Here is a 23,385-nt window from a genome sequence, read left to right as displayed (position 1 = left end):
AGGTCAGTCCCCGCTCTTCCTGCCCCTGACCGGCGCAGTCTCGAACAGCTCCGCGAAGTAGCCCGCGAGCGCTGCCACGGATTCCTCAGGAACAGGATCCTCGTCGGGGCCGTCGGGGAGTTCGTACCGCTGGACCGGTGGCGCAGATTCGGCTTCCGCGATCCAGTCCCGCAGACGGGTGGGGTCGCGGGGCCGGTCCGGGGCGAGTACGTCGTAGATCAAGGTCGCACCCGCCGCATTTATGGCGACGCTTAGGCCGTTGACCTCGCGCCCCCCGGATACTTGTCCGCTCTTCAGGAGACGGACCAACGCCTGAGCCGTGGGACGGTGATCGATCAGCTCGCTCCGGAGAACGGTGTGGATGAGGTCCTGATTTCCGCAGGCGAGTTCGACCGGCTCGTAGTCCGACCCGTTTCTGAAGAGTTCGGCCGCCCACCACAGACGGGAGAAGCACTGACGGTCCGCGGGGCCACGGAAGCGCTCGGCGGCGACACGCCTTTCCGGTCTGTTCGCCGTCGACTCCGAAAGGTGCCGCCAGACGACATAATCCGGGGCCACGGCCAGGGCAAGGTGGTTCCACAGACGCTTGTCCGCCGCTTCTCGTCGTGTCAGCCGCAGGGTGGCATGCAGCCGCGGCGCGAGCCATGCGTCGGCCAGGGTGCGATCCTCCCGGAACTCGAACATGGCGTCTTCCACCAGGCTCCGGATCGGCTCGACCCACCACCTGGCGTCGTCCTCGGGGAGCGGTTCCACGACCTTGGCGAGATCGATGCCGCCGTGTACCTGTTCGCCCTTGAGCAGTTCCTCGGTGAGGAATGGATCGACGGCGGAGGTGACAAGCAGCCCCAGGCGCTCCGGTACGTGGTTCGGTTGGGTGATCACGTCTCACTCTCCCGGTTCATCTGTTCGAGGCCGCGGATGACGAAGGCAAGGGCCTTGGAGGCGTCGGCGCGGCGCACGGCCGCGTAATGGATGCGCGTCTGGAGTTCCGTCCAGCCCGAGTCACCGGTCCTTCGGCGATGAACCTGCCGTAGGGCCTCTTCCACGTGGACGCCGGGAATCACGTCCGGGAGCATCTCTCGCAGCACCTCACCCTGCCAGTCGGTGGGGAAGACCGGCCCTCCGGCGGGATCCACCTCCAGGTCGCCGATGGCGCCGTGAAACACCGCGGTCCAGACGTCGGTGGCCATTTGAGCGACCAGAAGGTCACGCACCTTGCTGTCCACACCCGAACCACTGCTGTCCAACAGGTCGATGATGCCTTCGACGTCGGTGTTCACGAAGACGGTGGGGACCCTGGCCGAGGTGTCCACGACCCAGGGAGCGTCGGCGTAAACCTGCAGCCACTCCCGGGCGCTCTTCCTGAACGAGGCTTTCTGGACGTTCAGTCGGAGCCCGTGGACCGGCTCGTCGGAGACCGCGTCGATGACCCAGTTCCGGTCGGTCTCGGCGATCGACCGTCCGCGCACTCCGTCCACCGTCCCGACCGCGTACACGGCGAGGGAGGCCCGACCCAGGTGATCGTCGCGGAATACCTCCAACGAGCCGGACCAGTCCCGGCCACCCTCCACGTCGAGCGTGAGATTGGCGGAGGTACGGACATTGGTCTCCCCGTCCGTCAATACCGCCAGGACGCACAGGTCCGACCAGGCCGCGTCGGGGGCGTTCGCCCCGGGCGGCAGCGTCACCGACAGACCGACCGTGGCGCTCACCCAGTCCGTGTGCCCCGCGATGCCGAGGGCGACAGCCTGCTGCTGGGTCGAGTATGCCGTGGTCTCCAACTGGTCGCGGGTACCGTCGGAGAGTTTGAGGGACACCGAGGTCACCCTGAGCGTGACAGGCCGGTTGAGCCGCTTGTACGGATAGAACTTCACGCGTCACTCCCCTTGCCGGCACGGAGCTCGACAACAAGACGGGTCAGAGTGGTCCTGACCGCGTGGCTGGTGACGTCGGTGGTTCCTCGGAACTTCGCTCTCCGCGCGCCGGGGGTGAAGCGCAGTGTTCCGTTCTCCGCCTCGCAGCCCTCGACACCCACGAGTTCCGCCCAGTCCAGCCGGGGGCGGCCCCCCGAGCGCACGTCGAGCTGGGCCACGGGCACCATCGGGACGATCTCGTCGCCACGCGGGATGCTCACTTCGCCGGTGATCTGCCACTCCCCTGCATCGCCGACCGTCGCTTCGAGCCCGTCCAGAACCGGAACCACCGGGCCGGTGGGGCTCTTGGCCTTGGGCCTTGGTCGCACCGTCAATGCCTTGCGCAGGGCCTCAGCGCCTTCGCCGCCACCGCGCTTCGGACGGGCGACGAGTTCTCTCACCGCGTTGTTGGCGTCGGCGGTCAGCGCGTTGATCCGCCGGTACGCGGAGGGCGACCAGCGCAGCGTCAGCTCCTCCGTCTGCCCCCAACGGTCGTGCTCGGGAGGTTCCGCCGCACGCAGGAATTCCTCGGCCTCCTTCGCGAAGGGGGCCGTCTCTCCGGCTGCCTCCCCCACCAGCAGAACGGCCTGGAACGGATTGGTGTTGGCCGGCAGTCTCTGAACCACACTTCTCTTGACGGTCATGCGGTTGCCCCGCAGCGAGTGCATCCTGTTCTTCGCCCCGTCCTTGTCCCCCTCGGCCTCGGTGACGAGCAGAACCGCTTGGTGCGTACCGAACGTCCCATGAGCGCCCCCGGACAACGGCAGCTTCAGCGGGACGTTCCGCTCCGCCACCTGCCCCGCCTCGGTGAGGCGACTCACGGTTGTGCCCTCGTAGTACGCCCTCAGGGCGCGGGTACGGGAAGGTTGCTCGACGGACGGGTCCACCCGTTGCTCCGCCACGACCTCCTCGCCGTTCCTCAGGGCACGGACGGAGACCTCCAGGAGGGGGAGCCTGCTCCCCCCGCCGGTCATCGCGGCCCAGAAGTCACGCCCCAGTGCTTCGACCAGTCGCGCGTGCATCGTCTTGATGTCGCGGGTGTCCACGTCCTCCTCGTCGCCGATGGGCAGGTCGTCGGGGTCGGAGGACTGCGCCGCGAGTCCGGCCACATCGTGCGCACCGACGATGAGGAAGGACGTACCGGGCTCGTCGTTCTCCCGGGCCAGATACAGGTTCTCGACGGTCTCCTCGTCCGCCCACCAGGAACGGGCGACCATGGCGCCGGGCGAGTCGGGATCAGGGCGCCCGAACCAGGCAGGGCCCGCGTACGACTCGCCGTCGACCTCACGCCAGGGCAGTTCGAGACGCCCGATGACCCGTCGCTCGGTACGCCCCTCGTGGGGCACGGAGAGGGTGGAGTTGATGAGGACGAGCCCGAGGGCACTGGTGGCCCACAGCGTCGCCTTGCCCAGTCCGTACGAACCGCCCGCCCCGGGGCCGGACTTGAGGCTCTCCAGTTGACGCCTGACCACAGCCGCGAACTTGCCGTCCGAGTAATCGTCGCCGATGAGTCCGGAGGCGTTGTAGTCGTCGACGCGCAGCAGGACCAGGCGGCCCTTCTCGTACATGTCGCGCACACCGGCGTCCACCACCCGACCGACCTTCTGGGTACCAGCGGTCTCCGAGACGGCGGAGTAGTGCGGAAAGAGATCGTTCCAGAGGATCGCCTCACGGAAGGCGCCCAGGGCTTCGCCGGTGAGCTCGTGGAGGGTGTAGCGAACCTTGACCGGACGGCCGTTCTCCGTCAGCCGCTCGTCCAGGCTGTTCTGACACGTCTCCCGTGCGAGGACCTGCACATCGGCGTCGAAGGCGAAGGCCGCGGCGTTACCCAGGTCGCGGCCGCCGTCGGGGTAGCCGGGGCGGTGGTACCAGGTGACCGGCAGGCCGGCTTGGGTATCGGTGTTACGGGTGTGCACCGTGCCCACATCCGTGCCGAGCGCCCTGGCGATGTCGACCATGACGGTCGGACGAGGCGTCGATCGGCCGGTGATCCATGCGGACACAGCGGCCCGAGTCAGGTCGAGCTCGTCGGCCAGTTCGGCCTGCGTCTTCCCTGCGAGCTTGAGCTGTCGGGCCAACCAAGGCCCGAACTCCTCACCTGTCTCCACGCCCCACCTGCTCTTCCCTTGGCCGCCATCCGGATCGCATGGCGCGGATCACGACGTTAATTTGACAGGGTCGGCGCAGTCAACCACTAGTTGATCGTCTTGATCGATGACATCACTTCAACTCGACGCCCAGTTTGCCCTGAATGAGCAACATGTACGTCAGCGGGCGATTCGCACACCCGGAGTCGGTAACTCCTCGCAGAGATTGGGCAGTTCGTCTTGCGCAAACCAGGGCGACCATTCTATTGTTGTTGGTGATGGGAAATCCATCTCGCTCAAGAACCCGAACTGCGGGGGAATGAGCGGCAGGGGGAGAGGTGCGTCTAAATTTAATTCCGCACGAGCAGGTGACAGAACCGCACACCGGGCCGTCATTACCACACGTGAGACGACTTCGCAAACGACTGGCGACACGAGCCGCGCATCGCTAGCCTGATCGACGTAGAGGTAAAGAAATCTTACTGTTCGCGGGGGAAATCTGTATTCACATACACCCCTGTGCGGTCTAAATTGGGGTGTGCCGATCGTGATTGAACAAGGTTACAACGACCACTTGATGTCTTCTCGGGAAATGAATTCGTTCGCACTGAACATCCAGGTGGCGAAGACCGAGGCGGAACGCCTGAAGGTTCTTAAGGATTACGGCCTCACGGAGAAAGATTTTCCCGATGGCAGGGTTCCCGGCCTGCCCCCCGACGAGTCCCCTGCCGTCTGAGAACAAGCAAAGAGCCAGGCCAGCCCTCTCCTCGCGACAGGAACGGCCCCACACGACCGGATACCTAGCCGCACAGCCGACAGAAAACAGGTACTACGCAGGCACGCGCCGGCTCACGAGTAGCCGGCGCGGCCTCGCCTCACACACATTGCGCTCGAACTTTCACATTCCAGGAGAGCAGAGCAGTGCCGTCTTCGACATCTTCAGTAATTGGAACCGTTCTCGAACAATCTTCCCGCGTCCTGCAGACTTACGCCGTGGACCCCGGTCTCGTGGCCGAGCATGCCAATGGAGAGCGTCGTATCACCCAAGGTGGATATGGCGATCGCCAGCTTTTCGAACTCGTGCAGAACGCGGCAGACGAGATGGCCGACGAGTCGAGTGGGCGAGTTCATGTCGTCCTCACAGAAACGCACCTGTACTGCGCGAACGAGGGCAAGCCGGTGACCCCGGAAGGCGCCGAGACGATTCTCCGGATGAGCATGTCGAAGAAGCGCGGCGGCCAGATCGGACGCTTCGGGGTGGGCGTCAAATCGGTTCTCGTGGTGACCGACGCACCGGAATTCTTCAGCAGCACCGGAAGTTTCGGATTCGACCGTGCATGGTCGTACGACCAGATCAGGGCCGTGCCCGGCGTGACGGCGCGCTATGGCCCGGAGTTCGACGCCCCCGTGCTGCGGATGGGCCGACCCCTGGACGTGGAGGCCGAGCGCAGCTCCGATCAGGTCCTGCACGAGCTGTTGAATTGGGCCACCACCGTCGTTCGTCTGCCCCTGCTTCCCAAGGCGGACGGCCGGCTGAGCCGGGACATGCACGGCGGCCGTGCCAAGGACCACGGCGAACCCCGCGAGGAATTTCCGGTCGGCTTCCAACTCTTCTCACCGCACGTCGCGAAGGTCGTCCTGGAGGACCGCCGGCCACGGCCCATGGCCCGTCGCACACTGACCGCCCAGCGCACCGGCGACCTGCACACCGTGGTCGAGGAGCGGACCGGGAAGGCTGTCGCCACCGAACGGTGGCGCGTGTTCACCACCACCCACGAGCCCGGTCCGAGCGCCCGCGCAGACGCCGGAGAGCTGCACGACCGGCTCTCCCTCGACCTTGCCTGGGGCGTCCCCGCCCTGGAGAAGGACCCGGAGAGCGGCCTGTTCGTCAGCCCCCGCGCGCGCGGACGCGGCAAGTTCTGGTCCTTCTTCCCGACCAAGTACGAGATGTCACTGAGCGGCATCCTCAACGGCGCCTGGAAGACGAACGAGGACCGACAGAATCTTCTCGACTCCTCACCCTTCAACCAGGAGATGATCCGAGCGGCGGCACAACTGGTCGTGGAGTCGCTTCTCGCCCTGGCACCCGTCGAGGACCCGGCCGCCTATCTCCCTCTGCTGCCCGGCCGTGCGAAGGAGGCGATCAGTTGGGCGGACGAGTTCCTGACCGAGGAGATCTGGCGGCGTGCCGCGGTGACGCCGTCGCTTCCCGACCAGAACGGTGTGCTGCGCGTGCCGGCCGCGCTGCGAGTGCACCCTCGTCCCAAGGACCCGAAGAGGGAGTCGAAATCTCTCCTGCGTTGGCTGCGGCTGTGGCACGAGTGCCCGGACCGTCCGGCGAACTGGCTGCATCCCAGCGTCGAAGTGGACGTTCTGCGCTCCGGCAAGGTCGAGCACATCCTCGGTGCGGCGAAGCACCAACGAGCCAGCGTCCGCGAATGGTTGGAGGCCCTTGTCGAGGGTGGTACCGCGCAGGCCTCCGCGACCGCGATCCGCATCCTCGCCGACATGATCGCGGTCGGTTCCCCATTCGTCGAGGAGGCCCGTAAGGCCCACATCGTCCTCACCGAGGAGGACGGTCTCGTCGCCCCTGTGCCCGGCAAGGTCTACCGCCGTACCGATCAGGACGGATTGCGTGAATCCCTGGTGTACGTGGTCGACGAGCTTGCCCAGGACCCCTCGCTGACGCACGCTCTCGACATCCTCGGCATCCGGGAGGCCGATGTCGAGGGACGGTTCGACAGCGTCCTCGATCAGGGCTTCGACCACTACAGCCAGTCTGACTGGGAGCGGTTCTGGGAGCTGTTCCGCCAGGCGGGGATCCGTCGCCTGGCGCACAAGGTCCTTGAGCGGGTGCCCGCCGCACGTTCGACACTCCGGGTGCGGACCGCCGACGGTCGGTTCCGGCCGGTCGAGGACTGCATGCTGCCGGGCATCGTGGTCGACGCGAAGCGGGACCCGAGCATCGCTGTCGACATGACGTTCCACTCCGACGACACCCCCTTCTTCTCCCAGATCGGTCTGCGGGAACGACCGACCGGCGGTGTCCGACCACAGGAGGGCGAGGCGTGGTTCGAGGAGTACCGCGAAGCCCTCCACACCGCCTACCTGCGCCGCCTGGACAGCAGCGCCCCGCGTCCCACGCTGAACCGCATGAAGGTCGAGGGCGCCGCCATCGGCGGCCCGCTCCACCTGTTCCGCGCCCTCTCCGAGGAATCCCGCGCCGCCTTCCTGAAGGTACTGCCCGACGACGCCTTGGTGGACAACTGGACGCGCCAGATCGGCGCACGGAGCGAGACTCGGCAGGCGGTGCCCTCGCCGATCCGTTGGATGCTGAGGAAGTTCGGCACGATCGCCACCTCCCAAGGGATCAAGCCGCTCAATGAGGCCGTCGGCCCTCAGCTCGCCGGCTACCGGGATGTGCTGCCGGTCGCCGACATCTCTCCCGAAAAGGCTCGCAGGCTGCGGCTTCCGACCACCGTCGACGAAGTCCCCGCCGACCGTTGGGACGCGCTCCTCGACGAGGTGACCCGTAGCGAGGACGACTCCTTCGTGGGCGCGACCTACGTGATGCTGACCCGGTTCGGTGCCGACTTCCCCGAGGACTCCCTGACTCGTTGCAGGATCGGCGACGACTGGGGCACCCGGTCCGACGACGAGATCACGATCGCCGTGGGATCCGCTCAGTACCGCGCGCTGCGTGCCGAGCAACTTCCGGCGTTGCTCGTTCCGACCGCCGAAGACGCCGAGCTGATGATCGAGAAGTGGGGCATGCTCCGCTACGCCGACGTGATCAGCCGGGAGACCCGCGAGGTCCCGGAAGGGGGACCGGTACCGCTGGTCGAGCTGTTCCCCGCCCTGCGGCAGCGTCTGAACAGCGGAAACCGCAACAGCCTGGTGCAACGGTGCAGTGAGCTGGAGGAGGTCACCCGTACGCCCAACGGCACGCACGCCTCCCCCTTGGACGCCGTGCGCCAGGACAGCACCGTCAAGGTCCGCGTTCCCCAGGATCCCGAGCCGATGCTGCGACTGATCGACCGCGAACTCGGCCTGGGCCTCGGTGCTGCCGGCTGCCGCGCTGTGCTTGAGCACCAGGACCGCATGGCTCGGGACAGTGCGCTGAAGGCGGCGCAGCAGGCAGTGCGTGAGGCCGACGACGTGGTGGCCAAGATCGAGCTGCTGATCGGTGCCGACGCGCTCAGGGCCGGCCTCCCCGAAGGATTGATGGAGGCCGAGTTGCAGGCGACCGATGGGGCTGAGCCGTCCGGGCGCCGGATCGCACAGATGGCGTTCAACGCGCACGGTGACGGAGTGCTCCAGCAGCATGTCCGGGACATCCAGGCACGCTTCCCCAACGCCCCGGTCGCATACGGAGGCTCATCAGCGGCCATCGCATTCGTCTCGGAACTGAGGCTGCCTGTCGCGTTCGCCGGTTCGAGGACTCCGTCTCCGCCTCCGTTCGAGACCGTCGAAGGCCCTCGGGACTTCCCGCACCTGCACGAGTACCAGGAGGACCTGGTTCGGAACATCTCCACCATGCTCGACCGACTGGCGCCCCAACGCGGCATGTTGTCGCTGCCGACCGGCGCCGGCAAAACCCGGGTCACCGCCGAGGCCGTGATCCGCTGGGTGAAACGGGTCGGTGACCTCAAGGGCCCGCTGCTGTGGATCGCGCAGACCGAGGAGTTGTGCGAGCAGGCCTTCCAGAGCTGGAAGTTCGTCTGGAGCAAGGTCGGCGCCGAACGGCCGCTGACGATCAGCCGACTCGTGAGCACCAACGAGGTCGGGAACGTCGTCGACCACCCGCACCTGGTGGTCGCCACCGACGCCAAGTTGGAGCGGTGCCTGGGCACCGACCAGTACGCCTGGCTGCGTCAGGCCGCTCTGGTGATCGTGGACGAGGCGCACACCGCCATCTCCAAGCGGTACACGGCCATCCTCGGCCGGTTGGGGCTCACCCAGTACGAGACCGGACGGCACCTTCTCGGCCTGACCGCCACCCCGTTCCGGAACACCAACGAGGAGGAGACGCGCCGCCTGGTCAGCCGCTTCGGCAATCGGCGACTCGACGAAGGAGTCTTCCCGTCGGGCGACCCGTATCGCGACCTCCAGCACTGGGGGATGCTCGCCCAGGTCGAGCACCGCACCCTTGAGGGCGGCCGTATCGAACTCACACGGGACGAGAAGACACACGCCGATCGCATGGCCGTGCTCTCCCGATCGGCCGAGCAACGGCTCGCCGACGACCATGCACGCAGCCGACGCATCGTCGACTCGATCACCGAGCTGCCGGACGACTGGCCGACGCTGCTCTTCGCCACCTCTGTCGACCACGCCAAATACCTGGCGGCCATGCTCAACGACCAAGGTGTCACGTCCGCCGCCGTGGACTCCACGACCAGCGCACAAGACCGTCGAAACCGCATCGAGAACTTCCGAGGCGGCCGCATTCGAGTCCTCACCAACTACGGTGTCCTCACTCAGGGTTTCGACGCTCCTGCCACGCGTGCCGTGGTCGTGGCACGACCGGTCTACAGCACCAACGTGTACCAGCAGATGATCGGTCGCGGACTGCGCGGGCCACTGAACGGTGGCAAGAAGAGCTGCCTGATCCTCAACGTGAGCGACAACATCGCCAACTTCGACACGCAACTCGCCTTCAACCAGTTCGAGCACCTCTGGAGCCGGAAGTGACCGACGCCTACCAGGACAGTCCCCCGCTCACCGAAGAGCAACTGGCCGTGGTCGAGCAACCCTGGGACGCTCGTGTACTGGTCACCGCTGGCGCCGGTGCCGGAAAGACCCACACTCTGGTGCGTCGACTCGACGCGCTCTGCGGTCACGAGGACCCAGAGCAGGCACTGGAGGCCGCGGAGATCCTCGTGCTGACCTTCTCCCGGGCCGCCGCCCGGGAGTTGCGCGAGCGCATCTCCCGGCACGGAGAACGAGCCCATCGGGTGCGCGCCCGTACGTTCGACGCATGGGCCTACGAGGTGCTCCGCCAGGCTCGTCCGGACGACGAGTGGGGAACGGTCGGCTTCGACGAGCGGATCGCCGGCGCGGCCCGCGCCATCGAGCAGGGCGCACTGGAGATCGGCGACGCGGTCCCGCCGGCCCATGTCGTGATCGACGAGGTGCAGGATCTCCTGGGTGGACGCCGCGAGCTCGTGGAGACGCTTCTCGATCGTTACCAGGACAGCTGCGGCTTCACCCTCGTCGGGGACGCCGCCCAGTCCGTGTACGGCTTCCAGATCGATGACCTGAGTGAACGTGCTGACGAGACCGGCCGCTTCCTGGACTGGCTGCGATGCTCATACCCCGACGACCTGGTGGAGCTGCACCTCACCCAGAACTTCCGGGCCGCCACCGTCGAGGCCCGGGTCGCCCTGCCGCTCGGCCCACGCCTCCAAGAGCTGGGCGATCCGGACGAGGCCGGAACGCTTTACGCCGAACTGCGCGATCTCCTCCTGGATCCGGCGAACGCGATGGGGGGCCTGGAGGACGAGTTCACCCTCGACGGTCTGCGGGGCCTCTCCGACACATGCGCCATCCTCACCCGTGACAACCAGCAGGCCCTCGTTGTCTCCGACCTGCTGCACGCGCACGGCATCGACCACCGGCTGCGCCGCCCGTTGGAACAGCGTCCGGTGCCGTACTGGGTCGCCGAGCTGCTGCGCCGCACGGAGGCGAACGCCCTCGCCGAGGAACGGTTCCGTGCGCTCCTCGCGGGCATCCCGCTCCCGTACGAGCCCGACGCCACGGCTCTGTGGGCAGTGCTGCATCGGGCCGCGCGCGGAGCGGGACGCGGCGTGCTGGACCTGGATCGGTTGCGCCGGGTGGTCGGCCGGGGCGGATTCCCCGACGAGGCGGCCGACCCGGAGACGTCCGACGTCGTCGTCTCGACGGTGCACCGGGCCAAGGGCCTGGAGTTCGACCGGGCGATCGTCCTGACGCCACCTGCCCTCGCCGAACTCCGCAAGCGATATCGTGATGAACTGGACCTTCCGGGCGAGGCGCGCGCCCTGTACGTGGCGATGACGCGGGCCCGTCAGGACCTGTACCACGCGTCCCCTCCCGAACTGCCGCTGTTCAGAAGGGCCGGAGGCCGGCACCGTGGCCGTCGCTACCTCGGGTCGTGGCGGTCGTACGACAGGTACGGGATCGTCGCCGAGTCGGGTGACGTGAGTCGGGACGATCCGCCCGGCCGGGAGACGGACGCCGTCGCCACTCAGGCGTACCTGTTGGACCAGGTCCGTCCCGGTCAGGAGGTGTTTTTGCGCAGGCGTCACGGTCTGCCCATGGGGGAGGCGGAGAGCCCGCCGTACGCCCTGGTGCACGAAGGACGTGAGATCGGCGAGGCCTCGCAGAGGTTTCGCGAGGAGCTGTTCCAGGTGCAGAAGGTGAACCGCTCCTGGGAGCCTTGGTGGCCCGACGAGATCCACGGCCTGCGGATCGACACCCTGGAGACCGTGACCGGCAGCACCGCTGCCGGTGCCAACGCCGGTCTCGGGGAGCGAGGCGTGTGGATCGTCCCGCGGATCACCGGCATCGGCCGTTACCGGAGAGCCGCGAACAACGAGGAGCAGCGCGCATGACACAGGTGGCAGGCCGGCACTCCGAGCACTACCGGGTCCGGGACGAGGAGCTTCTTGCGGGGCTCCGCCGTGAGCTCCTGGGCCCTGCCGAGGACTCCGCGTCGGACGACCGCGACGAGATCCTCACCCAGGATGCACCGATCGACCGCTATCTGACCGGCGTGCTGTATCCGCGTGCCGCGGACAGGAACACGAAGGAGCAGCAGAACGACGACGCCGACGGACAGCAAGGCTTGGATGCCCCCCCTGTGCTCGCCCGGGAGGACTCCGAGGAGTCCGGCACCGCGCAGGAGGTCGGGGCCTCGGGGGACAGGCGTCCCTCCTCGATGGGTCTCACCTTCGCAGTCCGCCCGGCCGTAAGCGGTTCCATCGTGGTCTCGGCCCGTGCGGCCCTCTACGAGCCCACAGACGCCGCCGGCAAGCGGGTTCCTGCCCGCCGTGCCGAGGCTCGTACCACCGCCGACCAGCGGGAACAGTGGCGGCGCAAGGAAATCGATCTCGCGGATCAGACCATCGACGTGACCCGTCCGAATCCCCGGACGAGGATCACGCTGGCCCCGGAAGCCGCGCTGCACGTCAACGTGCGGCGCCCGGACCGGGCCAACGGCACGGTCACGATCACGGTCACGTTGATCAACACCCAGAAGGTCGGGGAGCGGGACCTCCAGGACGCCTTCGCCCTGTTCCAGTGCGGCCTGTCGGTCCGGGCCGCCGACGGCACCGCCGCGTTCGTCGAGCGTCCCGCCCCGGCCGCCGAACACGACCCGGAGATCGCCACGAGTCGGTTGCTGAACCGCCACGCCCCGACTTTCGCGGTCGGCCACGGCTGCGCCGCCGAGTGGGACTGGACTCCGCAGCCGATCGGTATGACCGAGGTCGAAACGCCCGCCGTCCCTGAGGTGCGGACCCAGTTCGTGCCCTCCGTGGAGGTACTGCTCACCGACTCCAACCCCGAGATCGACAGCTCGGCGCTGTCCATGCTGGGGCTGGCCGAGCGGTCGGACACGGAGGTCCTGGCGGCTCTGGAAGGGCTTGCGACGGGGTACGAGCACTGGATCGACCGCAAGACGGCCGAGGCCGACGCTCTGGGCGGCGGCCCGCATGAGAAGCCCGCGCGGGAGCAGGTGACGGCCTGCCGCGAGGCGGTCGACCGCATGCGTGAGGGTATCGAGCTACTACGGGCCAAGGCCGATCTGATGAAAGCATTCCGACTCGCCAATCGGGCCATGGCCGACCAACGCGCCCGCAGTGCCTGGGTGAAGGGCGGACGCGTCGGCGCCCCCGACCCGGCCACCGGTCGCTGGCGACCGTTCCAGATCGCCTTCGTGGTCCTGTGCCTCGCCGGCATCGACGACCCCGAACATCGAGACCGGCAACTCTCCGACCTACTGTGGTTCCCGACCGGTGGTGGCAAGACGGAGGCCTACCTCGGTCTGATCGCCCTCACGTCCTTCCTGCGCCGTATCCGCAAGGGTGCGGACGGCGGCGGTGTCACCGTTCTCATGCGGTACACACTGCGGCTGCTCACCCTCCAGCAGTTCGAGCGCGCGGCGATCCTCCTCTGTGTCATGGAGCACATGCGGCGTCATACACCCGAATTGGGCCGTGAGGAGTTCTCCGTCGGCATGTGGGTGGGACGATCGGCCACCCCCAACACGCTGGCCGTGGCAGGCCTGAAGCTCGACGAGCTCCGGAGGAGTCTCGACAAGAGCCTGGCCACCGAGAATCCCGTCCAGTTGCACGCCTGTCCCTGGTGCGGGACCCGTCTCGACGCACGGAACTACGAGGTCGACGCGGACGCCAAGCGGATGCGTGTCCGCTGCCCGGGCGCCGGCTGCAACTTCGCCGATGGCCTGCCCGTCCACCTGGTCGACGAGGCGGTGTACGACGCGCGGCCGACCCTGGTGATCGCCACCGTCGACAAGTTCGCGTCGATGCCCTGGCGTCCCGCGACCTCTGCCCTCTTCAACCGCGACGACGACCCGGACGGGGGCAACCCTCCCCCGGAATTGATCGTCCAGGACGAGCTCCACTTGATCTCCGGTCCGTTGGGCACCCTCACCGGCCTCTACGAGACCGCCGTCGACGCACTCGCCGATCGGCCCAAGGTGATCGCCTCCACGGCAACCATCCGTCGCGCCGCCGATCAAGGACGCCACCTCTTCGCCCGCGATGTTCGGCAGTTCCCTCCCGCCGGACTGGATGCCCGCGACTCGTGGTTCGCGGTGGAGACACCGCGCGAGGAGAAGGCGAGCCGCCGCTACGTCGGCCTTCTGGCCCCCGGCACCAGCCAGTCCACCCTCCTGATCCGCACGTATGCCACCTTGCTGCACCGGGCCGAGCAGGCGAAGACCGAGGACGAGGTCCGCGACGCGTACTGGAGTCTCGTGGGCTACTTCAACAGCCTCCGGGTGCTTTCGGCGGCCGAACTCCAGGTCCATGACGACGTGGTGGCCTACCTGGAGCTGCTGGCCGAGCGCGAGGGAGTGGCTGCCCGGTCGGTCACCAACTACTCCGAGCTGACGAGCCGTATCGACGCCAGCGAGATCCCCACCCGCCTCAAGAGCATCGAGAAGCGGTTGCCCGATGACGACACCGTGGACGTTCTCCTGGCCACAAACATGATCGCGGTCGGCGTGGACGTGGACCGCCTCGGCCTCATGGCCGTGATGGGCCAACCGCAGACGACGGCCGAGTACATCCAGGCCACCAGCCGGGTCGGCCGTGCGCACCCCGGCCTGGTCGCGGTCATGCTGAACTCGACACGTTCCCGCGATCGTTCCCACTACGAGAGTTTTCAGCATTTCCACTCGGCCCTGTACCGCGAGGTCGAGTCCACGTCCGTCACCCCGTTCTCCGCACGGGCCCGCGACCGGGGCCTGCACGCGGTGATCGTCGCCCTCGCCCGCATCATGATCCCCGCCGCCCGCCCCAACGAGGGCGCCGGCCGGGTCGAGTCCTACGAAGACGTGATCCGGGGGCGCATCAAATCGATCCTCCTGAAGCGCGTCAAGGCTGTCGCCTCGGAGGAGACCGACGACGTGTCCCGGGCCTTCGACGAGTTCGTCGAGTGGTGGTGTGCCGAGGCCGACATCCACAACGGTCTGCTGTTCGAGCCTCAGCGGGGCAGTCGTACCCCTTCGCTTCTGAAGGCGTACGACGACGAGTCCCAGGACGCCGAGGCATGGGCCACATTGTGGAGCCTGCGCGACGTCGACGCCGAGACCGCCCTGTTCATGGAGGGAACCCGATGACCCCGTCCCCCGCTCGCCGTCGCCGGACCGGCACGAACGGAGCCGCCCCCACTCACAACCTGCCGCGACGTGGTGCGGTCCGCCGTGCCCAGACGATCACCACGTACGGGGTCGGCTCCCTCATCGCCGTCGACCACGAGTCCTTCATCGTCTCGGGCCTCGACGAGGCCGAGCGGAGCTGGAGCCGTGACGAGTCCCCGCGCATCCACGAACGGCGCTTGGCCCGGGTACTCGGCGTCGACTACTTCCGGCTGCCACCCGCTTCCGACGACACCAGCAAGGATGGCCTCCGCGTCCGACGATTCCCTCTGATGCACTCCTGCCCCGAGTGCAACGACCTGCAACGGCACCGCGACTTCAATCCGCCTGCCGGGAGAAGTGTCTGCGGCACCTGCGAGGTCGACCTGGTGCCCTCCCGTTTCGTCGTCGCCTGCGAGGCCGGACACATCGGCGAGTTTCCGTACTGGCAGTGGGTGCACCGTTCCGCGGACCGCGATGCCACCACTGCGGGACGATGCGGAGGGAAGCTCAAGATGCGCACGACCGGGCACACTTCATCGCTCCGCTCCATTCTCGTCTCCTGCACCTGCGGGACGGCTCCGGAGGTCTCGATGGAGGGCTCCTTCCGCAGGCGTGCGCTCAAGGACCTGGGTCTCACGTGCCGAGGCACCCGCCCGTGGCTCGGCGCCTCCGCTGTCGCTCAGGAGTGCGGGCTCCCCCTGCGTACATTGCAGCGTGGTTCGTCGGCGGTGTGGCAGCCGGTGCTGAAGTCGGCGCTCTCCATCCCGCCCTGGAGCGACGGCCGCACTGATCCACTCGCCGAGCACTGGGACGCGCTCCGCGAGTACGACGAGCGCGAGCACGTGGCGATCTACCTCAGGGGCGTGTTCAAAGGGGAGTGCCCGGTACCGCTGGACGAAGTGATGGCGCTCCTCGACGCCGAGCGCGAGGAGGACCCCGACGGCGAGTCCTCCCCCGTCCCCGACCACCGCTACCGAGCCCTGCGCAACAAGGAGTACGAGCGACTCCGTGCGGGCAACGAGGAGAGCGAGCACTCCCGCGACGAGCAGTTCGTCTGTGAGCGACCGCTGGGCGACCAGAGCGTGCTCGCCCCTCTCGGCGTCGCGGGACCGATGCTGGTCAAGAAGCTTCGCGAGGTGCGCGCCCTGAAGGCGTTCACTCGGCTCGTCAACGCCGAGTCGACGACCGACTCAACCGAGGTGCCACTGTCGGAACGTCCCCTGCGCTGGCTCCCGGCCATGGAGGTGAGGGGCGAGGGAGTCTTCCTCCGGTTGGACGAGGACCGACTGAACGCATGGGAAAAGAGTGTGGCGGTGACAGCCCGGGTCGAGCGGATGCGTACGGCCCACCAGCGGGTGCTCGAGCAGCGGGCCGATGACCCGAGCAGGGTCGTGCCCTCCCCCGCGACCCCTCGCATGGTGCTGCTGCACACGCTGGCCCATGCCCTGATCAACGAGTGGAGTCTGGACGCGGGTTACCCGGCCGCGGCCCTGCGCGAACGCCTCTATGCCGCCGACGAGATGGCCGGGACACTCATCTACACGGCGACCAGCGGCTCGGCGGGCAGTCTGGGTGGTCTCGTCGCCCAAGGCGAACCGGAGACCCTCGCTCGTGCGGTGCGTTCGGCCGTCCGCCGCGCCGAGTGGTGCTCCTCGGACCCGCTCTGCATGGAGAGCGAGGCGTCCGGCGCCGGCGGCATCAACCTGGCGGCCTGCCACGCCTGTGTGATGCTGCCGGAGACGAGCTGCGAGCACAACAACATCCTGCTCGACCGTGCCCTGCTCGTCGGTACCCCCGACGACCCTCGACTCGGCTACTTCGAGGACGTCGTCCAGGGACAGTGACATCGAAGCAATCGCGGGGCGCCGACGGTGATCCGACACCTGCCGCTCTCCCGGACAGTGGGGAGTGCGGCGCGGCCGCAGCTCTCGTGACCGACCGCGCCAAGAGGCTCGGCGCGAACGCCGGGCGCGTTGGGCGACAAGTACTGGGTGAGACTGTCGTCCGACTGTCGGAGACGGAGATCTGTGGAATCGGAACAGGACGGGCACGACCGCGACGGTGATGCCCAGTTGTCCTCGGCCGCCGATGATCCCGCGGCGTTCGCGCCGTTGGTCGAGAGGCATTCGGCGGCGCTGCACGGCTACTTCGTGCGGCGGGCGCCCGGGGCCGCGGATGATCTGCTGGCCGAGGCGTGGTTGCAGGCGTTCGCGTCCCGGCGGACGTTCGACGCCTCTCGCGGGTCCGCGCGGGGCTGGTTGTTCGGGGTGGCACGCAACGTCCTCGCGAGCCATGTGCGGCGTGCGGCGCGGCCGGAGGCCCTGCAAGGTGGGCAGGTCGTCGACCCCTGGCAGGCGGTCGACCAGCGGCTGGACGCGGCCGCCCTCGCGCCCGCGCTGCGCAGTGCGCTCGCCGAACTGCCCCCGGAGGAGCGGGAGCTGGTGCTCCTCGTCAGCTGGGAGCAGCTGACGCCGGCCGAGGCGGCCGCCGCCGTGGGCATCCCCGCCGGGACGGCGCGCTCTCGGCTGCACCGGGCGCGGGGGCGGTTGCGCGAGCGGCTCGCTACGACCCGGCCCGCGGGGCGGGGCCTGGGCGTGGCGGGAGACCTGGCATGAGTACGTACGACGTCGAGGAGACGGGCATGAGCGAGCAGCAGGCACTGATGGACTTTCCCGGCGCCGAGGCGCTGCGGGCGGCGGGCCGGGTCGAGGCTCCGTCGGCGGACGCGCTGGCCCGGGCGATGGCAGCGGTCGAGGGGGCCGCGCGGCGGGAGGTGCGGGAAGGCGTTGTGGTGGCGCCCTTGCGTAAGCGCCGTCGCCTTCTCTCCGTGATCGCGTTGGCGGCCGTTGCGGCCGGTGTCGCCGTGGCGGGCGTGAACCTGCGGGCGGGTGACCAGCACGGGACGGCTCGGGCGCAGTCCGCGTCGGTCTTCCTGAACAACGTCGCCGAGGTCGCCGCCACGCAACCGGCCGGCTCGGGCAGGTACTGGAAGACCCGCACCGATTCCATGGGCGCGTACATCTCCCGGTCCATGGACGTCACTTACACCTCCGCCTCCGGCAAGCCCTTCCGCAAGTCGCACTTTCCGGGGTGGCGGCTCGGGTCGAGGACGTACGACTGGAACGGCCTGGACGCGCTGACCACGGACCCGGACCAGCTGCTGCGCAGGATCGAGAACACCACCAAGGCGTCCGCCGACGAGGACGAGGACGCGGCGACGCTCGGTTTCGTGCAGGCGAGCACCCTCCTCGCCAACGCCCCGGCCGGCCCGCGCCTGCGCAGCGGCGTGTTCAAGGCGCTGGCGGACCTGAGGGGCGTGAGCGTCGTCGGTACCGTCAAGGACAGCATCGGGCGCAGTGGGACGGAGCTGTCCTTCCACGGGGGCGTCGGCACCACCGAGGTGATCATCGACCCGAGGACCAGCAAGCTCCTTGAGCTCATCGAGCCGTGGCGGAGCGAGAAGGACCAGCGCCGGGCGACGTACCTGTCCACCGGGCTGACCGACTCCATCGGCTGACGAGGGACGGCGCGTCACGCTGCCAGGCGGGTGCCTCGGCGCCAGATCGCTCGGGTGTTGAGTGTGTCGGTGATCGTGGTCGTCGGGTCGCCGTCCACCAGGACGAGGTCCGCGCGCAGGCCCTCGGCGACGCGGCCCCGGTCGCCGAGGTGGAAGCGGCGGGCCGTCGTCGCCGTGGCCGCGCGCAGTGCACGGGCCGGGGTGAGGCCTGCCGCCACGAGGTACCGCAGCTCGTGGTGCAGGCTCGCCCCGTGTGCCAGGCCGCCGAAGAACGTCTCGGGCATGGAGACGTCCGTGCCGGCCAGGATGTCGACGCCTGCGGCGTCCAGGGCGCGCACGGTGTCGTACACGTCGTCGAGCTTGCCCTGCGGGTAGCGGCCGTAGCTGGACCGCAGCGTCTCGTCCCACTTGCTGTCGAGGCGCGCGGCGACGCGGGGGTCGTCGGCGAGTTCGCCGGCCGTGATCCCCATCATCGAGGCGTTGAGCGTGACGCAGGGGATGACGAACATGCCCGCGTCCCTGATGAGTTCGATCAGGCCGGGCGTGTGCGGCCGGTCCATGAAGACGTGGGTGACGCCGTCGACGCCGGCCTCCGCCGCCATCCTGGTGGCCTCCGCTGTCAGCGCGTGGGCCACGGTGAGGGCCCCGTACTTCTTGGCCTCCGCCACACCGGCGTTGAGTGTGGCCTGGTCGAGCGACGGCAGTCCCGGGTGCCCCTCCACGCTGCCGTCGTCGATCATGAACTTGATGAAGTCGGAGCCACGGGCGAGTAGTTGCGGGACGAAGGCCGCCGCCTCCTCGGGGGTCGTGGAGAAGGGCATCAGCGGCATCACCGGGGGCAGGTCCCACTTCGGGCGGAAGCCCTCGGGCATCAGCTCGCTCGGGTGGCCGCCGGGCGGTGTGATGGCGAAGCCGGCGGAGCGCACGTCCGCCACGGTGTCGTCGTCGGTGATGGCCCCCCGGTTCTCCCGGGTGTTCATGCCCTGCATCTCCAGCTCGGTCGTCACACCGAACCGCAGGGCGAGCGCCAGGGAGCCGGGCGCGGAGTGGACGTGTGCGTCGATGAGGCCCGGCAGCAGTGTGGCGCCGCCGCCGTCGACGATCTCGCTGCCGTGTGGCGCGTCGCCGCCGACGCGGGCGATCCTGTCGCCGTCGATGACGACGGTCCGCACGCCGAGTGTCTTCTCCCCGTCGAAGACGCGGGCGTTGGTGATCGCGGTGAGTGCCATGGCGGTCCGCCTCGTTTCCTTGCTCTACTGCGTGCTGCCTTGCTGCATAGCCGCATCTCTGCATTTGCATGACTGATGCTATGGAGTTGCGTCGCGGTATGCAAATGTGGGGGTGCGGGCCTAGAATCGGCCGCATGAGCAGTGCGTCCTCCCCCGAGCAGCCCGCCGACGATCTGCTGCTTGACCAGATCGGCCCGGCCCTGTCACGTCTGCGGCGACGCACGCCCGCTTCGAGCAAGGACCTCTCCCGCAACCTCGTGCTCAACGTGATCGCCGACGCGCCGGGCGAGACGACCGTCGGCGGCCTCGCAGCCGAGATGGGCGTCGCCCAGCCGGTGGCGAGCCGGACCGTCGCCGCCTGCATCGACGACGGGCTGCTGCGCCGGGCGGCGTCGCAGTCCGACGGGCGCCGTACCGTGCTCGAACTCACCGAGCACGGCGAGGCCGAACGCGACCGATTCGCCTCCGAGCAGCGCGCGGCGTTCCAGGAGATCACCGCCGCCTGGTCGCCGGAGGAACGGGTGCAGTTCGCGCGCCTGTTGGTCCGGTACGGGGCCGATGCCACCGCGTGGTCCAGGGCGCGGGCCGCGAGCGCGCAGACGTGAGGGAGGGCGCCCCTCTCCAGGGGCGCCCTCCCTCACACTACGTGGCTTCCGTGACGGTGCGTCAGGACGCCGAGCCCGCCTTGCGGCGACGGCCGACGACCAGCGCAATGGCGCCGAGTGCCACCGCGGCCCCGGCCGCCGCGGCGAGCTTCGGCAGGGCCGAGGACGAGCCGGTGTGCGCGAGGGTGCCGGTGGGAGTGGCGACCGGCGTCGTGGAGGCGATCGGGGTGACGGACTTGCCGCCCTGGGGCTTGGTGCCCGCGTTCGGCGACGTGGACGGGCCGGGCTTGGCGGCGCCGCCGTCACCCGTGTCCTTGCCCGCCGCGACGATCTGGAAGGGGTACTCGGTGGGCAGGTTGCCGCCGCAGGAGTCGTCGCTCTGGACGTAGTCGCCGGCGACGAAGGCGAGGCCCTCGCCCGCCGGTGCGTCGGCGTCGATCTTCAGGCGCAGCTTGACGTCGGCGGAGGCGCCGGCCTTCAGCGGGCTGATGGAGCCGGCGTCGCCGCTCGCACCCACGCTCTTCCAGGCCGGGGAGGCGCTGGTGGACCACTGCAGGTGCAGCGCGTCGTCGATGACGTTGCGGCCGGTCTTGTCCGTCGCGTGGAAGTAGAGGTGCGGGACGACCTTGCCGAGCGTCTTGTCCGTGCCGTTGGTGACGTGGACCGCGAAGTCGGTCGTCGAGCCCGCGGTGATCTTGGACGGCAGGCCGGTGATGGCGGTGGTGAGCTTTGACTCGTAGTGGCAGTCCTGGCCGCCCGCCGCGGCCTTGGCGTCGGCGAGCGCCTTGTCGGCGGCCTTCTTGGCCGCGAGGGCCTTCTTTTCGGCCTTCCGCCGCTTGTAGAGCTCCGTGAAGGCCGCGAGGCCGGCGTCATGGCGGGCCTTGGCCGCCTCCGTGGACTTGGCGTCGGCGGCGTCCTTGGCGGCCGCCGCGGCGTTGGCGGCGGCCTCCGCGTCGGAGACGGCCTTCTGTGCGGCCGCCTTCTGCTCGTCCGTGGCATCGGGGGGCAGCGTGTCGAGCGCGGCGTTGGCGTCGGCGAGCGCCTTGTCGGCCTTCGCCTTGGCTGTGGCGGCGTTGTCCGCCGCTTCCTGGGCCTCCCGCGCGGCGACGGTGAGAGGTGCGTCGATGGCGGCGACGGCCTCGACGGCGTCTTCTGCGGCCTTGGTCGCGGTCACGGCGTCGTCGTACGCCTTCTGCGCCTTGGCGGCGGCCTTCTCCAGCTGCTCGATGGTCGGCTTGCCCGACTCCTTCTGGTGCTGCGCCTGCGTGGAGGCGGCCGGCTTGGCGTCGGCGAGCGCGGGGGTGGCGGACAGCAGGACGACGGGTGCGGTCACTGCGGCGGCGACGGTCGTGGCAAGGGTTCGCGAAATCTTCAACGGATTCCTTCACGGGTCCGGAGGCGGGCGGGAAAGTGCTGTGGAAGCCGCTGCGGTAGCACTCACGCAGGGCTTGATTTGGTGATCGTATGACCGGAAACGCCGTTGTCGGAAGCGCGTTAGGAACGTGAAGGGCGCTTCACACCGTCCTCACAGGGTGGGCAATTGCCGCATACGGGGGTGGTTGCCCACCCGCCGCTCGGTACTTTCGTGATGCATATCACTGCCCGGGAACGGGTCCGGAACAGGCCCGGAACGGCCGAAGGCGGGCCGCGCGAACCGTGCCGCGCGGCCCGCCTTCGGCCGTTGCCTCTCGCCGTTCTCAGTCGGCCAGCGCGCCCATCGGGTCCCAGGCCGGGAGGACGATCGGCTCCTGGTCGAGGGCGGCCGCCAGCTCGGGCGGCAGCGCGGAGCGCCTGACCGCGACCTCGAAGACGTGCTCGCCGAACCACGAGTCGTTCATGGTCCAGAAGCCCTTGTCGGCCCGGTCCTCGCCCCAGCTGTTCTCCACCCGCCAGCGGCGCGGGCCGCCGTCCACGACGTCGACGCCGGTGAACAGCATCGCGTGGGTCATCTCCGTGTCGTGGAGCACCAGCCGGTCGGCCTTGTCCAAGGTGAACTCGGTGTCGTAGACGCCCGCGTAGTCGAAGAGCTCGGCATCCCAGACGCCGACGTCCGAGCGCATCATCTTCGCCACGTCGCAGCCGAACCACACCGGCTCGCCGCCGACGATCGCGTCCATCGCCAGCTTCTTGAGCTGCTCGATCCGCCCGTTCAGGTACACCACCGGCGGGGCGTCCACGATGTTGCCGAGGTACTCGACGGTGAAGGTGCGGCCGACCGGGCTCGACTCGCGCGGGTCGTGCACCAGGCAGACGTACTCGTCGAGCGGCAGTCGCACGTACTTGGCCGCGAACTCGGCCGGGGTGAGCCAGCCGTCGCGGTGGAACTCCTTGTCCTTGTCCTCCCACTGCCACAGGAACTTCTGCGGCGGCGTGCCGAGGTGGATGCTGAGCACGCGGTGGATGGCCGCCAGGATGTCGCGCTTGTGCTCCCGCTGCGCCTCGGCACCCTCGGACGCCTGTGCGCGCAGGTCGCGGGCGCCCTGGCGGAGCAGGGTCTCCAGGACGCGGTTCATGGCGCGGGTCGAGGACGAGCTGTCCGTCTCCGGCATGGCCGACTTGGGCACGAGGCCGTGCTTGGCGACGAGCGCCACAAACATGTTCCACTGCCCGCCGTCGCCGATCGGGTCCGTCAGCAGGCGCGCCACCGTGCGGTCGTCCACGTCGCGGCCGGAGGTCTCGATGATGGCCTCGAGGAAGTGGTTGGCCCGCTCGAACTTGTCCCACCAGAGTGTGTAGTTCTGGGAGAACTCGAAGTCCTTCAGGCCCAGTTCCTTCGCCGCGCCGACGCGCAGCAGGTTGAGGCCGGCGAACATCCAGCAGCGGCCGCTCTGCTTCTGGTTGGTGACCTTCCAGTCGTCCAGGTGGTGGGAGACCGAGTGGTCGATGCCGGTGAGGATCCGCCGGTCGAGGGCGACGTCGTCCACCGGGGTCTGGGTGACGGCGTTCTGCATCAGCCGGTTCGCGGGCCGGGCGGCGAAGCCCTTCTCGAAGAGCTCGACCTGGTCCGGCGTCAGGCTGCGGGCCACGGTCGGGCGGGGGTCGTCGTTTCCGTAGCTCACAGCGGTATTCCTCCAGTTCAACGGCGGGCACGGGGGGCAGCTCACCCTCACCGTCGCACGGCTGTTCGGCCTAGTCAACGCAACCGTTCGGGGCGAGCCGGCTCC

General features: G+C 68.8%; 14 protein-coding genes. 8 read left to right on the top strand and 6 right to left on the bottom strand.

The genetic code is table 11. The annotated features are described in order from the left end of the window. Positions 1-3: 3 nt before the first annotated feature. From JFN87_RS00165 to JFN87_RS00155, 3 genes are read right to left on the bottom strand one after another with little or no spacing between them, the layout of a single operon-like run. Positions 4-882 (bottom strand): DUF6339 family protein, encoded by an 879-nt coding sequence (locus JFN87_RS00165; protein ID WP_209337704.1) that lies wholly within the window; start codon positions 880-882, stop codon positions 4-6. After that, positions 879-1,874 (bottom strand): hypothetical protein, encoded by a 996-nt coding sequence (locus tag JFN87_RS00160; protein WP_209337703.1) that lies wholly within the window; start codon positions 1,872-1,874, stop codon positions 879-881. The genes JFN87_RS00165 and JFN87_RS00160 overlap by 4 nt, the downstream gene beginning before the upstream one ends. Next, positions 1,871-4,021: a helix-turn-helix transcriptional regulator gene (locus JFN87_RS00155; RefSeq protein ID WP_209337702.1), complete on the bottom strand. Its 2,151-nt coding sequence runs from the start codon at positions 4,019-4,021 to the stop codon at positions 1,871-1,873. The genes JFN87_RS00160 and JFN87_RS00155 overlap by 4 nt, the downstream gene beginning before the upstream one ends. A 517-nt stretch (positions 4,022-4,538) precedes the next feature. Here JFN87_RS00155 and JFN87_RS00150 point away from each other — a divergent pair. The 7 genes from JFN87_RS00150 to JFN87_RS00120 all read left to right on the top strand — a co-directional run bounded on the left by JFN87_RS00150 (position 4,539) and on the right by JFN87_RS00120 (position 18,387). Then, entirely contained in the window at positions 4,539-4,736 is a 198-nt protein-coding gene (locus JFN87_RS00150; protein ID WP_209337701.1) for a hypothetical protein, read from the top strand. Between the two features lie 185 nt (positions 4,737-4,921). Then, positions 4,922-9,694, top strand: coding sequence for a DEAD/DEAH box helicase (locus JFN87_RS00145; RefSeq protein ID WP_209337700.1), 4,773 nt, complete (start codon positions 4,922-4,924; stop codon positions 9,692-9,694). Then, positions 9,691-11,595, top strand: coding sequence for a UvrD-helicase domain-containing protein (locus JFN87_RS00140; RefSeq protein ID WP_209337699.1), 1,905 nt, complete (start codon positions 9,691-9,693; stop codon positions 11,593-11,595). The genes JFN87_RS00145 and JFN87_RS00140 overlap by 4 nt, the downstream gene beginning before the upstream one ends. Next, the gene (locus JFN87_RS00135; RefSeq protein ID WP_209337698.1) at positions 11,592-14,849 is read left to right on the top strand and encodes a helicase-related protein; all 3,258 of its coding nucleotides are present in this window, start codon (positions 11,592-11,594) and stop codon (positions 14,847-14,849) included. Before JFN87_RS00140 ends, JFN87_RS00135 begins: the two co-directional genes overlap by 4 nt. Further along, a complete protein-coding gene (gene drmB / locus JFN87_RS00130; RefSeq protein ID WP_209337697.1) occupies positions 14,846-16,714 on the top strand; it encodes an MrfA Zn-binding domain-containing protein in 1,869 nt (622 codons plus the stop codon). The genes JFN87_RS00135 and drmB overlap by 4 nt, the downstream gene beginning before the upstream one ends. A gap of 183 nt (positions 16,715-16,897) precedes the next feature. Continuing rightward, positions 16,898-17,485 carry an RNA polymerase sigma factor gene (locus JFN87_RS00125; RefSeq protein ID WP_307865233.1) on the top strand — a complete coding sequence of 196 codons (588 nt, stop codon included), beginning with the start codon at positions 16,898-16,900 and terminating at the stop codon, positions 17,483-17,485. Continuing rightward, the gene (locus JFN87_RS00120; RefSeq protein WP_209337696.1) at positions 17,482-18,387 is read left to right on the top strand and encodes a CU044_5270 family protein; all 906 of its coding nucleotides are present in this window, start codon (positions 17,482-17,484) and stop codon (positions 18,385-18,387) included. The genes JFN87_RS00125 and JFN87_RS00120 overlap by 4 nt, the downstream gene beginning before the upstream one ends. Positions 18,388-18,401: 14 nt before the next feature. Here JFN87_RS00120 and JFN87_RS00115 read toward each other — a convergent pair whose 3' ends face one another. After that, positions 18,402-19,616 carry an amidohydrolase family protein gene (locus JFN87_RS00115; protein WP_209337695.1) on the bottom strand — a complete coding sequence of 405 codons (1,215 nt, stop codon included), beginning with the start codon at positions 19,614-19,616 and terminating at the stop codon, positions 18,402-18,404. Positions 19,617-19,750: 134 nt separating this feature from the next. On the opposite strand from JFN87_RS00115, the gene JFN87_RS00110 reads away from it, so the two are divergent. After that, positions 19,751-20,221: a MarR family winged helix-turn-helix transcriptional regulator gene (locus JFN87_RS00110; protein ID WP_209337694.1), complete on the top strand. Its 471-nt coding sequence runs from the start codon at positions 19,751-19,753 to the stop codon at positions 20,219-20,221. Positions 20,222-20,282: 61 nt separating this feature from the next. Here the strand turns inward: JFN87_RS00110 and JFN87_RS00105 are convergent, their stop codons facing one another. Both JFN87_RS00105 and JFN87_RS00100 read right to left on the bottom strand, forming a co-directional pair. Continuing rightward, on the bottom strand, positions 20,283-21,596 hold the full coding sequence (locus JFN87_RS00105) for a peptidase (RefSeq protein WP_209337693.1): 1,314 nt from the start codon (positions 21,594-21,596) through the stop codon (positions 20,283-20,285). 322 nt (positions 21,597-21,918) lie between these two features. Beyond that, on the bottom strand, positions 21,919-23,280 hold the full coding sequence (locus JFN87_RS00100; RefSeq protein ID WP_209337692.1) for a C1 family peptidase: 1,362 nt from the start codon (positions 23,278-23,280) through the stop codon (positions 21,919-21,921). Positions 23,281-23,385 lie beyond the last annotated feature (105 nt).

Source organism: Streptomyces montanisoli (assembly GCF_017813245.1).
GTDB classification, from domain to species: domain Bacteria; phylum Actinomycetota; class Actinomycetes; order Streptomycetales; family Streptomycetaceae; genus Streptomyces; species Streptomyces montanisoli.
Note: the sequence above shows the minus strand (reverse complement) of the source record. Positions and strands in the feature narration are given on the sequence as shown.